9 protein-coding genes and 1 pseudogene are annotated in these 18,225 nt (G+C 72.7%); 4 read left to right on the top strand and 6 right to left on the bottom strand.

Annotated elements, in window-relative coordinates:
• Positions 1-107: 107 nt before the first annotated feature.
• The 3 genes from ABZZ79_RS35600 to ABZZ79_RS35610 all read right to left on the bottom strand — a co-directional run bounded on the left by ABZZ79_RS35600 (position 108) and on the right by ABZZ79_RS35610 (position 3,528).
• Positions 108-1,760 (bottom strand): multicopper oxidase domain-containing protein, encoded by a 1,653-nt coding sequence (locus tag ABZZ79_RS35600; protein ID WP_356696084.1) that lies wholly within the window; start codon positions 1,758-1,760, stop codon positions 108-110.
• Positions 1,761-1,992: 232 nt separating this feature from the next.
• Entirely contained in the window at positions 1,993-2,679 is a 687-nt protein-coding gene (locus ABZZ79_RS35605) for a DUF4232 domain-containing protein (RefSeq protein ID WP_356696086.1), read from the bottom strand.
• A 204-nt stretch (positions 2,680-2,883) separates the two neighbouring features.
• Complete coding sequence (locus ABZZ79_RS35610; RefSeq protein WP_356696088.1) at positions 2,884-3,528, bottom strand: hypothetical protein; 645 nt, start codon at positions 3,526-3,528, stop codon at positions 2,884-2,886.
• A gap of 379 nt (positions 3,529-3,907) precedes the next feature.
• On the opposite strand from ABZZ79_RS35610, the gene msrA reads away from it, so the two are divergent.
• The gene (msrA, locus tag ABZZ79_RS35615; RefSeq protein WP_356696090.1) at positions 3,908-4,417 is read left to right on the top strand and encodes a peptide-methionine (S)-S-oxide reductase MsrA; all 510 of its coding nucleotides are present in this window, start codon (positions 3,908-3,910) and stop codon (positions 4,415-4,417) included.
• Here msrA and ABZZ79_RS35620 read toward each other — a convergent pair.
• Entirely contained in the window at positions 4,412-4,765 is a 354-nt protein-coding gene (locus ABZZ79_RS35620) for a helix-turn-helix domain-containing protein (RefSeq protein ID WP_356696092.1), read from the bottom strand. The genes msrA and ABZZ79_RS35620 overlap by 6 nt on opposite strands.
• A gap of 69 nt (positions 4,766-4,834) precedes the next feature.
• Between ABZZ79_RS35620 and ABZZ79_RS35625 the strand changes: the two genes are divergently transcribed.
• Positions 4,835-5,518, top strand: coding sequence for an NAD(P)-binding domain-containing protein (locus ABZZ79_RS35625; RefSeq protein ID WP_356696094.1), 684 nt, complete (start codon positions 4,835-4,837; stop codon positions 5,516-5,518).
• Positions 5,519-5,767: 249 nt separating this feature from the next.
• On the opposite strand, the gene ABZZ79_RS35630 is transcribed toward ABZZ79_RS35625, so the two are convergent.
• Complete coding sequence (locus ABZZ79_RS35630) at positions 5,768-6,598, bottom strand: DUF1206 domain-containing protein (RefSeq protein WP_356696096.1); 831 nt, start codon at positions 6,596-6,598, stop codon at positions 5,768-5,770.
• A gap of 94 nt (positions 6,599-6,692) precedes the next feature.
• Here ABZZ79_RS35630 and ABZZ79_RS35635 point away from each other — a divergent pair.
• Positions 6,693-7,175 (top strand): annotated as a pseudogene (locus ABZZ79_RS35635) (DUF6518 family protein); the annotation flags it as partial.
• A gap of 284 nt (positions 7,176-7,459) precedes the next feature.
• Here ABZZ79_RS35635 and ABZZ79_RS35640 read toward each other — a convergent pair.
• Positions 7,460-8,506, bottom strand: a complete 1,047-nt coding sequence (locus ABZZ79_RS35640; RefSeq protein WP_356696098.1) for an aldo/keto reductase — start codon at positions 8,504-8,506, stop codon at positions 7,460-7,462.
• A 248-nt stretch (positions 8,507-8,754) separates the two neighbouring features.
• Between ABZZ79_RS35640 and ABZZ79_RS35645 the strand changes: the two genes are divergently transcribed.
• Positions 8,755-18,207, top strand: coding sequence for an SDR family NAD(P)-dependent oxidoreductase (locus ABZZ79_RS35645; protein WP_356696100.1), 9,453 nt, complete (start codon positions 8,755-8,757; stop codon positions 18,205-18,207).
• Positions 18,208-18,225: the final 18 nt, after the last annotated feature.

Raw genomic sequence — 18,225 nt, forward strand, 5'->3', positions numbered from 1 at the left:
TGCACAGCAGTTGGCTCTGGGATTGCCCCGCACAGGAGTTGGCTCTGGGAGTCGGTGCCGGTCAGGCCCCTCGGTCGCGGCGCGGACCGGCACCCGTGCCCGGGTCGTCAGTGACCGTGGCCCTGGCCGCCCTCGCTCTGGCCGCCGGCGGCGGAGGAACCCTTGGCGACGATCGTCCATGGGCGCATCAGGTCGTCGTCCTCGTGTTCGAGGATGTGGCAGTGGTGGACGTACTCCGCCGGGAGTTCGGCGGCGCTTCCCGGGATCGACGCGATCTCTTCCGTCGGCGGGGTGAACTCTCCGATGGCGATTCTGGTCACCGTCTCCGGATAGGACCTGAACGTGTCCTTGAGGGAGTGCGCCTCGTCCGGGTCCGGCGGAATCGGGGGACCGGTGAGGTAGTTCTCCAGCACCGGGTAGTCCTCCGCCCTGCGGCCGCCGTCGATCCACTTCTCGTAGTCCGTCTGGTAGCCGGCCGCGTCCATCGGCTGCCTGTTCAGCACCTGGAAGTTGACGAGGTGGACATGCATCGGATGGGCGTCGTGGTTGGGGTTGACGTACTCCCAGATCTCGGTCGAGCCCTCTTCGACGAAGTCCTGGGACGGCTCCATGAAGGGCACCGCGTTGAGCGTCATGGTGCTGAAGAGCTGGTGCTGGTACAGGACCCATTGCCGCCGGCGGGTGTTCGGGGTCACCTCGACGGGCGGGACCGCCGACAGGTTCAGCTTCGTGGGCGGCGTCGTCCTGTCCGGGCCTCCGGACAGCCGTTTGGTGACCTGGAACTCCATGACCTCCGAGATCTCCGGTCCGCCGCCGCCGGGGAAGTGGACCGGCGCGTTGTAGTTCGTGAGCTGGATCTTCGTGCCCATGGGCATCTGGCTGAAGTCGACGATCAGGTCGTACCGTTCGGCGGGCCCGATCAGGAAGTTCAGCATCGGCAGCGGAGCGCGGAAGCCGCCGTCCGTGCCGATCAGATGGAACGGCAGCTGAGGCTGGAGCAGTACGTCCCTGGGAACGTCGAACCTCAGCCGGAAGAAGCGCTCGTTGGACGCGTTGAGAACGCGCAGCCGGTAACGCCGCGGCTCGACCGCCAGGAAGGGGTACGCCTTCCCGTTGACGACCGGGGTGTCCTCGCCCTCCTGAAGGGTCATGGTGTAGGCGAGCGAGCCGTCCGGGTGGAAGGTCCGGTCCTGGAGGATGAGGGGGACCTCGTACTCGCCGCTCGGGAGCCCGAGTTGACGGTCGGCGGGGTCGCGGACGAGGTACAGACCGGCGAGGCCCGCGTAGACGTTGACGCTGGTCATTCCCATGCCGTGGTCGTGGTACCAGAGCATGCTCGACTGTTCGTGGTTGGTGTAGGCACAGATCGCCTCGTTGGGCGCGACCCGGTCCGGGTCCAGCGTGGTGTACGCCTCCGCGTGGATGCCGTCCGGACTGAAGGAGTGCAGCGGCATGCCGTCGGACTGCGGTGCGGTGAAACCACCGTGCTGGTGCACGACGTTCCACACGTTCACGTCCGGGGGAAAGGGCGGATGACTCTCGTACGGAGGCGGAGCGATCGGAGTGAGCTGCGGGTCCCCGTCGCGAATGGCGTCGATGACGAACTGGAACATGTGTCTGGTCGGCAGTTCGTTGCGGTACTTGACGACCGCCGGGTAGTCCTTGGTCGCGCTGATGGTAGGCCGCGCCGCGCGGTCGGCGCGGATCCCGGTGGAGGAACCACGCCGTGCCCGCGACCACGGTCCCGCAGACCGTGTCAACGACCGGCCCTGGCAGGCTGTGCAGCCAAGGGCGGACGGTCCTTCGGACTGCACCTCAACTCGTCCACGAGGGGGCGGCGGAGCTGGAGCGGTACTTCCGTGAGCGCGGATGAGACGTGGTGGCCGGGGAGTTGGACGAGACGTCCCGGGGCCGGTAATGAGCGGAACGCCGATCGCATCCCGCCCGTGAGTGTGTACGCCCTGGACGGCACTGCCGCCCAGGGCCGGCCGATCAGTACGTGAGCGCGTCCTCGGCGGTGCCGAAGAAGGTGGTGACCTCGGGGTCGTTGACGGTGACGGGGCCGTTGCCGATCGGTACCGTCGTGGGGCTCTCGGAGGCCGTGAGGGCGATCTCCACCTTGTCGGCGCTCTTGCCGCCCGCGGTGTCGGCGTGCGAGAACAGGATTCCGGCGTAGGCGCTCTCCCCGGTCTTGAGGATCCAGTCCTTGCCGTCGGGACCCATGTGCCCGGCGGCGCCGTCGAGCGTCGGGATGGTGAGCACCAGTTCGTTGGCCGGCAGCAGACAGGGGTCGCTGCCCTTGTTGGTCGCGGTGAGCAGGGCGTGGTTGACGGGCTTGGAGGCGACGGTGACGACGTAGGCCAGGTCGGTCGTCTCACACATGCCCACGCCGCCGTCCTGGTCGTCGTCGGATCCGGGCTCCGACGGCGAGGCGGTGCCGCCACCGCCGCCGGACGAGCTCCCGCCGGTCGTGTCACCGCCTTCCGTGCCACCGTCACCCGGGTCGGCCGTCGAGGGCGTCGCTGAGCCCGTGTCTCCCGCGGCGGGCGTGCTCGCCGACGCGCTGGGAGCGGCCGAGCCCTCCTCGGTGTCGCCGTCGCACGCGGTCAGCGCCACGAGGCCGAGCGAGACAGCGGCGAATACGGCGCTGGTACGGCGTGCACGAGTTGCGTATGCCATGAGGAGCCCCCCGGGAATCGGAATGTCCCGGTGATCGTGCCCCATGTGAGCGGCGATTTCATCCGCTCACACCCAGTGGGAGCCGTCTGCGCACAAGCTTGTGACACTGTGACGGGCTGTGGCCCGGGGGCACGCGCTTGCTGTGCCCTCGGGCCGCCCGTCCCGGTCACCCGTCCGTGCCCGCCCGCGCCGGTCTGAGGCTCGTCAGTCGGCCTGCTGCGCGGCCTGTTCGTCCTGCGTGGCCTGCTCGGCCGACACGGCTGCGTCGGCCGTGTCGGAGGCGGTGTAGTAGACGGACGAGCCCTGCTTGCTGCGCTGAGCCTGGTTCCTGGCCACGAGCCCTTCGAGCGTGGAGCGCACGACCGTGGTCTTGATGCTGCGCTCGGGCTGCGACTGCTCCAGCGCGGCGGTGACCTCGGCGGCGGAGCGCGGCTCGCTCTGCGCGGTCAGGTGGTCGCGGACAAGGTCGACGAGCTTGGGAGCGGCCGACGGTGTGTCCGACGTCGGTGCGGCGCTCTTGGTGGTGGTGCTCGCCTTGGTGTTCGGGGCCGCCTTGGTCTTCGGGGTCGTGTTCGAAGCCGTCCGCTTGCGCGGGGTGGCCGGTGCCTGCTTCTTCTTCCGCTCGGTCACGGCCGGAGCGGACGCGGCCCCGCCGCGGGGCGTGGGCACCTTCGCGTTGGGTTCGGGCGACGCCGGTGTGACCTTCTGCCGGTCGTCGGTCAGGACCGTCTGGAGGTTCACCAGAATGGCGTGCGCGCTGCGCAGAGCTGCCAACTGCGTCTGGAGAGCGTCGATCTCACCGCTCAGTCGCTCCTGCTCCTTGACGTTGCGCTCAAGGTCGCCGGCCACCTGAGCGCCGTACTGAGAGGCCACATCAGTGGTTCCAAGTAGCGATTCGGACATGCTGTTCCCGCCCTTCCTGGGCGCCACGGCCAGCGGTCGGTGAGCCCGAGACATATGCGATGTCTAACGCCATCGCTCTTCTTCCTGGTGCTGTATGAGCTGTACTAGTTACTACCGCACAGTCATGTGTCAGCGATAGTACGGATGACGACGCGGTCGTGCTCAGAGTCCTGGCCGATATCCCCCGTGGGTGTGGTCGACCGTCCTCGCAGGCCATGGCCGAGTGTGCCCCCGAGCGGGCGACTACGCTACGGGACACCAGTCGAATTGTTCCGAACACCAAGTGCGGCACGGTGACCCGTACCGCCGACCCCTGGAGTGCGACATGTCGGACCGGACCGCGAAAGCCGTGCTGGCGGGCGGCTGTTTCTGGGGAATGCAGGACCTCGTCCGCAGGCAGCCGGGCGTGGTCGCCACACGAGTCGGCTACACCGGGGGTGACACCCCGCACGCCACCTACCGCGACCACGGTGACCACGCCGAAGCCATCGAGGTGCTCTACGACCCCGCGGCGACCACCTACCGCGACGTGCTGGAGTTCTTCTTCCAGATCCACGACCCCACCACCAGGGACCGGCAGGGCAACGACATCGGCCGCAGCTACCGTTCCGCGATCTACTACGCCGACGACGAGCAGCGACGTGAGGCGCTCGACACCATCGGCGATGTCGAGGCCAGCGGACTGTGGCCCGGAAAGGTGGTCACCGAGGTGGAGCCGCTGGGTGACTTCTGGCAGGCGGAGCCGGAGCACCAGGACTACCTGGAGCGCTACCCCGACGGCTACACCTGCCACTTCCCGCGCCCCGGCTGGAAGCTGCCCCGGCGCGCTTCATGAGTTCTCGGCCGCCTCCTGGGCCGCCATGACCTCGTCGCCGTGCTCGAAGGCCCATGCGCCGACGGCGTCGATGGGTGCCAGCAGGGTGCGGCCCAGGGGAGTGAGCCGGTACTCGACGCGGGTCGGTGTGCCGGGGGGTGTGTGCCGTTCGACGAGTCCGTTGAACCGCAGCCGCCGCAATGTCTCGGTGAGGACCTTGGAACTGATGCCACCGATCCGTTCCCGCAGTTCTACCGGGCGTCTCGGGCCGTCGCGCAGTGCCCAGAGCACCACGGCGTTCCAGGTGTTGGAGAGCAGGTCGAAGGCGAGGCGGGCGCGGCAGTCCGCGAGAAATGAGTCGGTGGTCACGTACCGAATGGTGCCTGAGCGGCTGTCTAGCGTCGTTGCGAACAGTCGAAGCAGGCACGGAGGAACGTGATGAGGATCGGCGTACTGGGAACCGGCAGCATGGCCGACGCGCTCGGCACCCACTGGGCGCGGGCCGGGCACGAGGTGACCATCGGTGGACGGGATCCGCTCAAGGCGGAGCGGCTCGCGGCTCGTATCGGCGACGGCGCGCGAGCCGGCGGCCTGCGCTCGGCCGCCGAGTCCGGCCAAGTGGTGCTGGCCGCACTGCCGTTCGGCGCGGGAGCGGACGTCGTACGACAACTTCGGGCGGTCCTCGACGGCAAGGTGCTGCTCGACTGCTCCAACCCGGTCGGGCCCGGCTTCCGGCTGCTGACGGAAGGCGGGCCCTCGGCCGCACAGCAACTGGCCGTGGCGGCGCCGGGAGTTCGGGTGGTCAAGGCGTTCAACCTCTGCCACGAGGACGTCTGGCGCATGCGGCCTCCCGTCTTCGACGGACGCCCCCTGGCCGTGCCGGTCTGCGGGGACGACGCGTCGGCGCTCGCGCGGGTACGGGAGCTGGTGCGGGACACCGGCTGTGAACCCGTGGCCGGCGGGGGACTCCACCAGGCGGGTCTGCTGGAGGCGACCGCCGCGCTGTTCATCTCGCTCTGGGTCGGCGAGGGCGCGGACGCGCAGGCGATCGCCCCGCCGCTGGCCTACGCGGCCGGACCGGGCCACCGCGGAACGGAAGGCGGCGCGCAGCGGTCTCGGTGAGGCGCGGGCGCGGGTCGGAGGTCTCCCGCGCAGGGGGTGCGTGCCGTCCGCCGGGCGCGGTTCGGACCTTGGGCCGAGCTGACGTGCGTGCAGTCCGCTGGGCGCGGTTCGGACCTTGGGCGGAGCTGATGTGCGTGCAGTCCGCTGGGCGCGGTTCGGACCTTGGGCGGAGCTGATGTGCGTGCCGTCCGCGGGACACCGTTCAGACCTTGGGCCGAGCTGATGTGCGTGCCGTCCGCAGGACGCCGTTCAGACCTTGCGCCAAGCGGCCTGGCCGAAGGAGAACACACCGAACAGCACCAGGCCGGCCGCCACCGCGACCAGCAGCCAGGGTCCGGCCGGGGTGTGCGCGAACGAGCGGATCGCGTCGTCCATCCCCTTCGCCTCGGCCGGATCGAACGTGACGGCGGCCTTCGCGCCGAAGAATCCGACAGCGCAGAGGACGAGCCCGCGGCTGACACCACCGGCGATGCCCGTCACGTCCATGAGGCGCTGCCGCCGTTTCGACAAGCGGGCCCAGGTCAGATGCTCGCGGTACTTGCGCAGCGCGGCACGGCCCCCGATCCACACCCCCGCCCCGATGACACCGGCGGCCAACGCCCCGGTCCACCACGGCCCGCCCGGAAGGCCCAGGAGCCGGCTGGTGATGTCCTGGCTCTGCCGGTCGGTCGAGCCCGCACCGCTGCCCCGGTCGCCCGCCGCGAAGGACAGTACGAGAAAGGACGTGATGCCGTAGAAGGCGAACCGGGCGGCTGCCATGAGGCGCTTGGCCTTGCGGTCGCCCTTCGGCCCGGCTGCACCGAACAGGGCCTCCGACAGCCGCCACAGGGCCATCCCGGCCAGACCCGCGCCGAGAGCCCACAAGAGGACGGCTCCGAGGGGCGCCGAGGCGACCTCCGCCAGCGCCCCGCCCCGGTCGGCCTGCTCGCGTGCGCCCGTCAGGCCGATGCGTACCGCGAGCACCCCGATGAGCAGGTAGAGGGCGCCGCGTCCCACGAAGCCGGCGCGGGCTGCCGCGCGCACGGCGTCTCCTCGGGCCGCGCGTCTCGCCGCAGCGGTCGGCGTACCGGCCACGGTCATGTGCGTCACTCCTCTCGCATCGGCGACTCGGCACCCCGGCGCCTGAGCGTCTCGACGCCTCGACGCCTCGACGCCTCGATCTCTCGACACCTTGATGTCCCGGATCGACTTCGCAGGTCGACGCCTCGTGTCGCGACGTCGCACGTCGACCCCTCGGATCGACAACAGAGCGGATGCCCCGAGTTCGGCGACCGAATCAGATCGCCGCGGTCGCGGTGGGCGCACGGCCAGGGTGAGTGAGTCGCGGCGGAAGGCCCCTTCGAGTACACCCGGCCCGCACGGGACGACTCCGCTGCTGGAGCAGGCGACCAACTCGGTGTCCACGTGGATCGTCTGGACCGCGGCGGCGGGTGCGCTGATCCGGTCCCGGACGCTCGCTGTCCGGTGCGGGCCGCTGACGATGCTGCTCACCTGCGCCGGCTACTACCTGACCTCCGCGCTCGGCGACACCTTCGGCTCCGGGGGCCTCGGCACCGCCGTCGTGTGGGCGGCGGCGGGGCCGGCCGGAGGGCCGTTGCTGGGCTGGGCCGGGTGGACGGTGCGGCGCGGGCGCGGCGATGTGCGGGCCGTGGCGGGAGCGGTCGTCTCCGAACCTGTTCGGGCTCAAGCAGGAGTACGGCGCCTACGTGGGTGGCGTCGGTCTGTTCTGGGTCATCGGGGGCTGACCGGCGAGGCGGTCCCGGCCATCGGGGGGCGTACCGTCGCGGTCCCGCCCCCTCGACCGGAGTGCGACGGCCCGCGCGGACCACGGACAGAGCCGGACCTCAAGGGACCGAAGACCCTTGAAGTCCGGCTCTGGGCAGTCAGGGTGGGGGCCGCCCGGGACCAGCAGGAGTCGGGCGGCCCCCGGCCGGGGGCGGCTCAGGCCGGGGTGACCGGGCCCTCGCCGGCGCCGGTGGTCCGGATCGCGTGGGTGATCTCCTCGAAGTCGGTGACCGACAGCTTCAGCGTCGAGGCGGCGATCGTGCCGTCCACCTGCTCCGGGGTGCGGGCACCGACGATGGCGCCGTTGATGCCGGGCCAGGCCAGCGCCCAGGCGACGGCGACGGCGCCGGGGGAGACGCCGTGCCGCTCGGCCACCGGGACGAGGGCGTTCGCGAGAGCGAGGTTGGCGTCCAGCCCGGTGGTGAAGTCCGGGTGGCTCTTGCGCCAGTCGTCGTCCGGCAGGGCGGCCGCGCGCTCCTTGGTGAACGCCCCGGTCAGCAGGCCCGACTGCATGGGCGAGTACACGATGACGCCGGTGCCCGCCGCCTCCGCCTGCGCGATGAGGTCGGCGGCCCCACGGCTGATCGCCGAGAAGGGCGGCTGGACGACGTCCACGTGGGCGACGCGCTCGGCGGCGGCGACCTGCTCGGCCGAGTGGTTGGACAGGCCGATGGCGCGGACCTTGCCCTCGGTCTTGAGGTCGGCCATGACCTGCCAGTACTCCTCCAGCGGCGTACCGCCGGCGACCTGGCTCTGCGGGTCGTTGTAGTCGAGGGCCTCGCCGCCGGTGTCGGGCCAGTGCACCTGGTACAGGTCGATGCTCTCGACGTTCAGGCGGCGCAGGGAGCCCTCGACCTCGCGGCGGACGCTGGCGGGGCTCATGGAGTTGCGCGGGGCCGCGGACGGGTCGTTCTCGTCCCAGACCAGGCCGCACTTGGTGAACACGTAGGGGCGGTCGGCCTCGGGGAAGGCGGCGACGGCCTTGGCGATGACCTCCTCGGAGTGGCCCAGACCGTAGACGGCGGCGGTGTCGATCCAGTTGACGCCGGCCTCGATCGCGTGGCGGATGGCGGCGATCGAGGCGTCGTCGTCCTGGGACCCCCAGGCGTAATACCAGCCCCCACCACCGATGGCCCAGGCCCCGAAGCCGGTGCGGCTGATGGTCATCGCGCTCGTGCCGAGCTGCTTGGCAGGCAGTGTCATGGAACTTGCAACCCTCTACTCGGGGATGATGATTCGGTACCTACTCTATATAAGAGATCTTATGTTTGCAACCGTGTCGCTTTCCGGTCACGGCGTGGCGTGTTTCGATGCGGGGTGCGGAGATCCCGTTTGACGATGACCATAAGGCATCTTATAGTCGCTCGATATCTGATTGTCTGGGGTTCGCTGCGGGGGCATGAACGATGGACATTGCTGGTCAGGGACTGCGTGACGTTCCGTCACATGCGGTGGCGGTCATCGGGATGGGCTGCCGGTTTCCGGAGGCGAACGGGCCGGGCGCGTTCTGGCGTCTGCTGCGCGGTGGCGGTGACGCGATCACCGGCCGGCGGGCCGGCCGGGGTCCGGAGCGTGGCGGATTCCTCGATCGGGTGGACGCGTTCGATCCCGACTTCTTCGGCATCTCGCAGCGTGAAGCCGTGGCCATGGACCCGCAGCAGCGGCTTGCCCTGGAACTGGCCTGGGAGGCCCTGGAGAACGCCCGGACACTGCCGGGCGGCCTCGCCGACAGCCGGACGGGCGTGTTCCTCGGGGTGATCGCCGACGACTACGCGACGCTGCTGCGCGGCCTGGGCCCCGACGCGGTGACCGGGCACACGCTGACGGGGTCGCAGCGGGGTGTCGTCGCCAACCGGATCTCCTACGCGCTGGGCCTGAACGGGCCGAGCCTGGTGGTGGACACCGGGCAGTCGTCGTCGCTGACCGCTGTGCACCTGGCCTGCGCGAGCCTGCGGGCCGGTGAGTCGGAACTGGCTCTGGCCGGCGGGGTGAACCTGATCCTCGCCCCGGAGAGCACCCTCGCCCTGGAACGGGCCGGGGCGCTGTCACCGGACGGGCGCTGCTACACCTTCGACGCCCGCGCGAACGGCTACGTCCGCGGCGAGGGCGGCGGAGTCGTCGTCCTCAAGCTCCTGGAAGCCGCGGTCCGGGACGGCGACCGCGTGCACGCCGTGATCCGCGGCAGCGCCCTGAACAACGACGGTGCGACCGAGACGCTCCCGACGCCGGGCCGCGCCGCGCAGGAGCGGGTGCTCCGCGCCGCCTGTGCCGACGCGGGCGTCGAGCCGGGCGAGGTCGGCTACGTCGAACTGCACGGGTCGGGCACGCGGGTCGGCGACCCGATCGAGGCCGCCGCGCTCGGTGCGACGCTGGGCTCGGGCCGCACGAAGGACGCCCCGCTGCTGGTCGGTTCGGTGAAGACGAACATCGGTCACCTGGAGGGCGCGGCCGGTATCGCCGGGTTCATCAAGGCCGTCCTGTGCGTCGGCGAAGGCGAACTCGTCCCCAGCCTGAACCACTCCGAGCCCGGTGAGCGCATCCCCCTCGACGAGCTGCGTCTGCGGGTGAACACCGAGACCCGGCCCTGGCCGTCGTCGCGGCGGCCCCTGTTCGCGGGAGTCAGCTCCTTCGGTATCGGCGGCACCAACTGCCATGTGATTCTCTCCAGTTGGCCGGAGACAGAGCCCGCGGCCGGTGTTGAGGGCGAGCCCGCGGCCGGTGTTGAGGGCGATGCCGGGGCGCTGCCCTGGGTCCTGTCCGGGCGGGACGAACCCGCCCTGCGTGAGCAGGCCGAACGGCTGCGCGTTCACCTGCGTGAGAGCCCGGAAGGCGGCGTGGCCTCGGTGGGCCGGTCGCTGGCCGTCACTCGCACCACCTTCGAACACCGCGCCGTGGTCGTCGCCGACGACCGGGACGGCTTCCTCGCCGGGCTGGCGGCCGCGTCCGCCGGCCGGCCCTCCGCGGCCGTGGTGGAGGGCCGCCACGAGGGGCCGCCGGTCCGGCCCGTCTTCGTCTTCCCCGGTCAGGGTTCGCAATGGGCGGGCATGGCGGCGGAGCTGATCGGGACCTCCCCGGTCTTCGCCGACCGGATCGGAGCCTGCGCGGACGCTCTCCGCCCGTACGTGGACTGGTCGTTGACCGATGTCCTGCGCGAAGTCCCCGGTGCCCCGGCGCTGGAGAGCGACGAGGTGATCCAGCCCGCGCTGTGGGCGGTGATGGTGTCGCTGGCCGCGCTGTGGCGCTCGGCCGGGGTGGAGCCCGCCGCCGTGGTGGCCCATTCGCAGGGCGAGATCGCCGCCGCGACCGCCGTGGGCGCCCTGTCGCTCGGGGACGGCGCGCGGATCGTGGCGCTGCGCAGCCGGATGCTGCACCGGATCGCGGGCCGTGGCGGGATGCTGTCGGTGGAACTCCCGTCCGAGCAGGTGGGACGGGACCTCGCGGCGGTCGCGCCTTCGCTGTCCGTCGCCGCGGTCAACGGCCCCGCGCACACCGTCGTCGCGGGCCCGGCCGCCGCGCTCGACGCGCTGACCGCCCACTACGGGCAGGAGGTGCGGACCCGGCGGGTCGCGGTCGACTACGCCTCGCACAGCGCGGACGTCGAGGAACTGCGGGAGGAACTGCTCACCGCCCTCGCCGGGATCACCCCGCGCTCCACGGACGTGCCCTTCCACTCGACCGTCACCGGCACACCCCTCGACACCGCCGAGCTGGACCCCGGGTACTGGTTCCGCAACCTGCGCGAGCCGGTGCGGTTCGGTCCGGCCGTCGAGCAGCTGCTGAACACCGGCCACTCGACGTTCCTGGAGGTCAGCCCGCATCCGGTGCTGGCGATGGGCATCCGGCAGTCGATCGACACGCACGGCGGGGACGGCGCCGTGCTGAGCACGCTGCGGCGCGGCCGCGGGGACCGTCACCGCTTCCTCACGGCGGCGGCCGATGCCTTCGTGCACGGCGTCGCGGTCGACTGGGCCGCGCTGCTGCCCGCTTCGGCGCCGCTGACCGACCTGCCGACCTATCCGTTCCAGCGCCGGTCCTGCTGGCCGGCCGGAATGCCTGGGACACCCGGGAGCGGCGGGGAGACGCCCGACGCGATCGCCCCGGCGGCAAGGATCCCGGCCGTGGCCACGGCATGGGGCCCGGACGCGGCCCCGGCCCCGGCCACGGACGTGTCCCCGGTCACGGCCCCGGTCACGGACGCGGCCCCGGTCACGGACGCGGCCCCGGCCGCGGGTGCGGCCTCGGCGCCGACCGGAGCCCCCGCGTCGCTGGAGCTCGTCCGGAGCCTCACGGCGGTCGTCCTCGGCGCCGGGTCGGCCGACGACGTCCGGCCCCGCCGGACGTTCCGCGAGATGGGCCTCGACTCGGCCATGACACTCGAACTGCGCGACCGGCTGTCGACCGCGACGGGGCTCGACCTGGAGAGCACACTGCTGTACGACCGTCCGAGCCCGGCCGCCCTGGCCGTGGCGCTCGACGAGCTGAAGGCGGCCACGCCCGGCGGCGGTTCTCCGAAGGCATCGCCCGACGGCTCCCCGGCGCCCGTGCTCGCGCGGGCCGAGGCCGAAGAGGACGACCCCGTGGTCATCGTCGGCATGGCCTGCCGGTACCCGGGCGGAGTGCGCTCCCCCGACGACCTGTGGCACCTCGTCGCCACCGGAACCGACGCCATCGGCGACTTCCCCGACGACCGCGGCTGGGACCTCGCGGCGCTCCACCACCCGGATCCGGAACGGATCGGGACCTCCTACGTCCGCCAGGGCGGCTTCGTGCGGGACGCGACGGACTTCGACGCGGAGTTCTTCGGGATCAGCCCGCGCGAAGCCCTCGCCATGGACCCGCAGCAACGCCTCCTGCTGGAAGTCGCCTGGGAGGCGCTGGAACGCGCCGGGATCGATCCCACCACGCTTCAGGGCAGCCGGACGGGCGTGTTCGCCGGCGCGATGCACTCCGGCTACGGACCGAGCATGGAAACGGCCGGGCACGGAGTCGCCGGACACCTGCTGACCGGCACCAGCGCGAGCGTGATCTCCGGGCGGATCGCCTACGTCCTCGGCCTGAACGGCCCCGCGCTGACCGTCGACACCGCCTGCTCGGCGTCGTTGGTCGCGCTGCACCAGGCGGTGCGGGCGGTGCGGAGCGGGGAATGCTCGCTCGCCCTGGCCGGCGGAGTCACGGTCATGGCGACCCCCGGCATGTTCGTGGAGCTCTCCCGGCAGCGGGTGCTGGCCGCCGACGGCCGCTGCAAGGCCTTCTCCGCCCGGGCGGACGGCACCGGGTGGGGCGAGGGCGCGGGCATGCTCGTGGTCGAACGGCTCTCGCGGGCCCGCCACCACGGCCACCCCGTACTGGCGGTCGTCGCGGGCAGCGCCATCAACTCCGACGGCGCCTCCAACGGGCTCTCCGCGCCGAGCGGTCTCGCCCAGCGGCGCGTCATCGCGGACGCCCTCGCCGATGCCGGGCTCACACCGCGTCAGGTCGACGCCGTCGAGGCGCACGGTACCGGCACCGCCCTCGGCGACCCGATCGAGGCCAACGCCCTGCTCGCCGCCTACGGGCACGACCGGGACCGGCCGTTGTGGCTGGGGTCCCTCAAGTCCAACATCGGACACGCGCAGGCCGCGGCCGGTGTCGGCGGCGTCATCAAGATGGTCCAGGCCATCCGCGACGCGACGCTGCCCGCCACCCTGCACGTCGACGAACCGTCCCCGCACGTGGACTGGGCGGCCGGGTCGGTGACCCTGCTCGACCGGGCCCGCCCCTGGCCGGACACCGGCGAGCCCCGGCGCTGCGGCGTCTCCTCGTTCGGGATCAGCGGCACCAACGCGCATGTGATCCTGACGCAGCCGCCCGCCGAGACCGCACCCGCCGAGGAGCCGGTACGTCCGCCCGTGGTGCCGGTCGTCCTGTCGGCCCGGACCGCCGACGCGCTGCGCGAGTGGGCCAGGTCGCTGACCGCCGGGCCGCTCGACCCGATCGACGCGGCACCGGCCCTGGCCGCCAGGGCCTCCCTCGGTGAACGTGCCGTGGTGATCGCCACGGACCGGCGCGACACCGACCGGGCCCTGGACGCCCTGGCCGGCGCCGAGACCCCCACCGGTGGTGTCACCGACCCGGCCGGCGATGTCCCCGGCCTCGTCACCGGCCGCGCGGGCGAACCCGGCCGGACCGTCCTGGTCTTCCCCGGACAGGGCGGCCAGTGGCAGGGCATGGCAGCGGCCCTCGCCGCCGAGAGCCCCGTCTTCGCCGCCCGCCTGGCCGAGTGCGAGCGGGCCCTCGCGCCGTACATCGACTGGTCGTTCGCCGACGTCCTGGACGGCGCGCCCGGCCTGCTCGACCGGATCGACGTCGTACAGCCCGCGCTGTGGGCCGTGATGGTGTCGCTGGCCGAGCTGTGGCGGTCGGCCGGGGTCGTCCCGGACGCCGTGGTCGGCCACTCCCAGGGCGAGATCGCCGCCGCCGTCGTGGCCGGGGCGCTCTCCCTCGACGACGGCGCCCGCGCCATCGCGCTGCGCAGCAGCGTGGCCATCGATCTGATGGGCAAGGGGACGATGGCCGTGATCCCGCTGCCCGCGGAGCGGGTACGGGACCGGCTCGGCACGCCGGGCAGCACCGCGACCGACGGCTCACCGGGCAGCGCCGCGACCGACGGCTCACCGGGCAGCGCCGCTTCCGACGGCAGGCTCAGCATCGCCGCGATCAACGGACCGGCCACCACCGCCGTGGCAGGAGACATTAACGCGATCACCGAACTGGTCGACACCTACCGGGCCGAGGGCGTCAACGCCCGCGCCATCCCGGCGGCATTCGCCTCGCACTGCCCGGCGGTCGAACCGATCCGCGAGAGGATCCTGGCCGAGCTGGCGCCCCTGGAACCGCGCACCGGCGAGATCGCGCTGATGTCCTCGGTCACCGCCGACTGGCAGGAAGGCGCCGAGCTGGACGCGTCGTACTGGTTCCGGAACCTGCGCCACACCGTGCGCTTCCAGGAGGCGGTCGAAGCGCTCATCGCGTCCGGCCACACCACGTTCGTCGAGGTCGGCCCGCACCCGGTGCTGGTCGGCAGCATCGGGCAGATCCTGGAGAAGGCCGGTGCCGACGGGATCGTGACCGGTTCGCTGCGCCGCGAGGACGGCGGCCTGCGCCGGTTCCTCACCTCGGCCGCCGAGGCCTACGTCCGGGGGCTGCCCGTCGCGTGGGAACGGCTCACGGGAACAGCCGCCGGCCACGTCGACCTGCCCGCCTACCCGTTCCGACGCCGTCGCTACTGGCTCACCGGCACCGCCGGACCGTCCGGCACGGCCGACCTCGGCCAGGCCCCGGCCGGCCATCCCCTGCTCGCCGCGGCCGTCGAACTCGGCGACGGCGAGACGGTGTTCACCGGGCGGCTGTCGACCCGCGCCCATCCCTGGCTCGCCGACCACGCCCTCTCGGGGACGATCGTCGTACCGGGCACCGCCTTCCTGGAACTGGCCCTGCACGCGGGCGCGCGGGCCGGGACGCCACGGATCGAGGAACTGACGGTCTCCACGCTCCTGGAACTCGCGGAGGACGGCGCCGTCGACCTGCGCGTCCGGGTCTCGGGCGAGGACGCCGACGGGCTGCGGACCTGCCGGATATCGGGCCGGGCGACCGGCGGGGAGTGGACCGAGCACGCCATCGGCACGCTCGGCCCCGACACGTCACCCGCCACACTCCCGGCCCTCACCGAGTGGCCCCCCGCCGACGCGACGCCCGTACCGCTGACCCGCGTGTACGACGACCTCGCCCTGCACGGGTACGAGTACGGGCCGGTGTTCCAGGGGCTGCGGGCCGCCTGGCGGCGCGACGGCGAGCGGTTCGCCGAGGCCGTGCTGCCCGAGCCGGAGGCCGTGGGCGCCGGGGCCCACCACCTGCACCCCGCCCTGCTCGACGCGTCGTTGCACAGCCTGATCGCCGAAGCCCTGGGCCGGGAGGGACAGCGCACGCAGCCGTTGCGCTGGCGTGGAGTGACCCTGCTCGGCGGGGGTGGCCGCGCGTCGCTGCGGATGCACGCGACGGCCGCCGGGGACGAGGGCCTGTCCCTGACCCTGCTCGATGCCTCGGGAGACCCGGCGGGGCTGGTCGAGTCGGTGGAACTGCGCCCGGTCTCGGCGGGCGACCCGGCCGATCCCGCCACCGTGGCGCGCGGCTCCCTGTTCGCGCTGGGCTGGGCGGCGCGGCCCGAGCCCACGGCCGGCTCGCCGACCGGACACGTGCCGGTTGCCTGGGACGCCTTCCACCTGGAGAAGGCGGCGGCCGAGGCACCCGGGCACGCCGTCGTGGCCTGCCTCGCCGGTGAGGACGGTGAGGACGGTGAGGACGGTGAGCACGGTACGGACGCGGCGACGGCGGCCAGGCACGCGGTCCGCCGCACACGGGAACTGCTCGGCCGCTGGCTCGCCGAGGAGCGGCTCGCCGGGGCCCGTCTGGTGCTGGTCACGCGAGGGGCCGTCGCCGTCCGGCCCGGTGAGACCGTCCGGGATCTCGCGCAGGCGGCGGTCTGGGGCCTGGTGCGGACGGCCCAGGTCGAGCATCCGGGCCGGTTCGTCCTGGTGGACCTCGATCCCGGCGTCCTTGAGGTTCCGGGCGCGGCGCTGACGCCGGACGAGCATCAGGTGGCGGTCCGCGACGGTGCGGTCCTGGTGCCCCGGCTGGTGCCCGCGGCGGGTGAACCCGCGCTCCGGCTTCCCGAAGACGCACCCGCCTGGCGGCTGGAGATCCCCGAACGCGGCACCCTCACCTCGCTGGAACTACGGCCCTGCCCCGAGGCCGCCGCCGAACCCGGCCCCGGCCAGGTCCGGATCGCGGTCCGCGCCGCCGGGCTCAACTTCCACGACGTCCTGGGCGCGCTCGACATGCACCCCGGCGACCCCGGCCCGCTCGGCCTGGAGGGTGCGGGCGTGGTCACCGCGACCGGCCCCGGTGTCACCGCCCCGGCCGTCGGAGACCGCGTGATGGGCCTCTTCCCCGCCGCGTTCGGCACGGTGGCGCACGCCGACCACCGCACGCTCGTCGAAATCCCCGAGGGTTGGTCGTTCACCCGGGCCGCCGCCGTGCCGGTCGCCCATATGACCGCCCTGCACGCGCTGATCGAGCTGGCCGGGGTGAGCGCGGGCGACCCCGTCCTGATCCATGCCGGGGCGGGCGGCGTGGGGATGGCCGCCGTCCAGCTGGCCCGGCACCTTGGCGCGGAGGTCTACGCGACCGCCGGCCCCGCCAAGTGGCCCGCCCTGCGCGCCCTCGGCATCGACGACGACCACCTCGCCTCGTCCCGCGAGCCCGGGTTCGGCGAACGCTTCGGCGCGAACGGCCGGCGCATGGCGCTCGTCCTGAACTCGCTGACCGGTGAGCTCGTCGACGAGTCGCTCCGGCTGCTGCGCCCCGGCGGGCTGCTGGTCGAACTGGGCCGGACCGACCCGCGCGACCCCGCCGAGGTGGCCGCCGCGCATCCCGGCGTCCGCTACCAGGCGTTCAACCTCCTGCAGTTGCCGCCCGAGCACCTCACCCGCCTGCTGAACCGAGCGGTGGAGCTGTTCGCCGAGGGGGCGTTCACCTGGCCCGCCGTCACCGACATGGACGTACGACGCGCACCGGAAGCCTTCGGGCTGCTGCGCCGGGGCGCCCACGTCGGCAAGGTCGTCCTCACCCTCCCGCCGACCTTCGACACCGACGGAACCATCCTGATCACCGGCGGGACCGGCGCCATCGGCCGGGCCGTCGCCCGGCACCTGGTCACCGAACACGGCGCACGACGGCTGCTGTTGGCCGCACGCCGCGGCGCCGAAGCGCCAGGAGCGGCCGAGCTGAAGGCGGAACTGACCGCACTGGACGCGGAGGTGAGGTTCGCGGCCGTGGACGTCGCCGACCGGGACGCCGTCGCCGCGATGATCGAGGCCGTCCCCGGCCGGTATCCGCTGACCGCCGTGATCCACACCGCGGGCGTGGTGGACGACGCGCCGATCACCTCGCTCACCCCCGAACAGATCGACCGGGTGATGCGCGTCAAGGCCGACGGTGCCTGGCATCTGCACGAGCTGACCGCGGGCCTGCCGCTGACCGCGTTCATCCTGGTCTCGTCCGTCATGGGCACGCTCGGCGGCGCCGGGCAGGGCGGCTACACCGCCGCCAACGCGTTCCTCGACGCGCTCGCCCGGCACCGCCGCACCCAGGGCCTGCCCGCCCTCGCGCTGGACTGGGGGCTGTGGGACGACCCGGACGGCATGATGGGCGCCCTCACCGAAGCCGACCGCGCCCGCTTCACCCGGACCGGCCTCGTGGAGATGGCTCCCGAACTCGGCCTGGCCCTGCTGGAGGCGGCACTGCCGTCTCCGCACGCCGTCCTCGCCCCCGCCCGCTTCGACCGCGAGATCCTGCGCGACCTCGGTGCCGACCTCTCTCCGGTCCTGCGCGAGGTCGCGGCGGCCGGTGGAGCGGGGCGTCCCGGGACCGTCCCCGACCACCGGCGGCACCGCCCGCTGCGCGACGAGCTGACCGGCCTGACCGCCGACGAACGCACCGCGATCCTGGGCGACCTGGTCCGGACCCACATGGCCGCCGTCCTGGGCTCCCGTCCCGAGGCGATCGAGGACGACAGGCCGTTCGGCGACCTCGGGTTCGACTCGCTCACCTCGGTCGAGTTCCGCAACCGCCTCAACACGGCGACCGGCCTCAAGCTCCCCCTCACCCTGCTGTTCGAGGCGCCGACGCTGCCCGAACTCGTCGCCGTCCTGGACACCGAACTCGTACCGCCGGACGAGGCCCCGACCGCCCCGGCGTCCCCGGAGGACACCTCCCCGGACATCGAGGCGGACGTGACGGCGCTCGTCGAAGCCGCGACCGCCGAGGAACTGCTCGACTTCATCGACCGCGAGCTCTCCGGCCCCTGACCCCGCCACGGAGGACCG

It is taken from the genome of Streptomyces sp. NPDC006458, assembly GCF_040612135.1.
Taxonomy (GTDB): Bacteria; Actinomycetota; Actinomycetes; order Streptomycetales; family Streptomycetaceae; genus Streptomyces.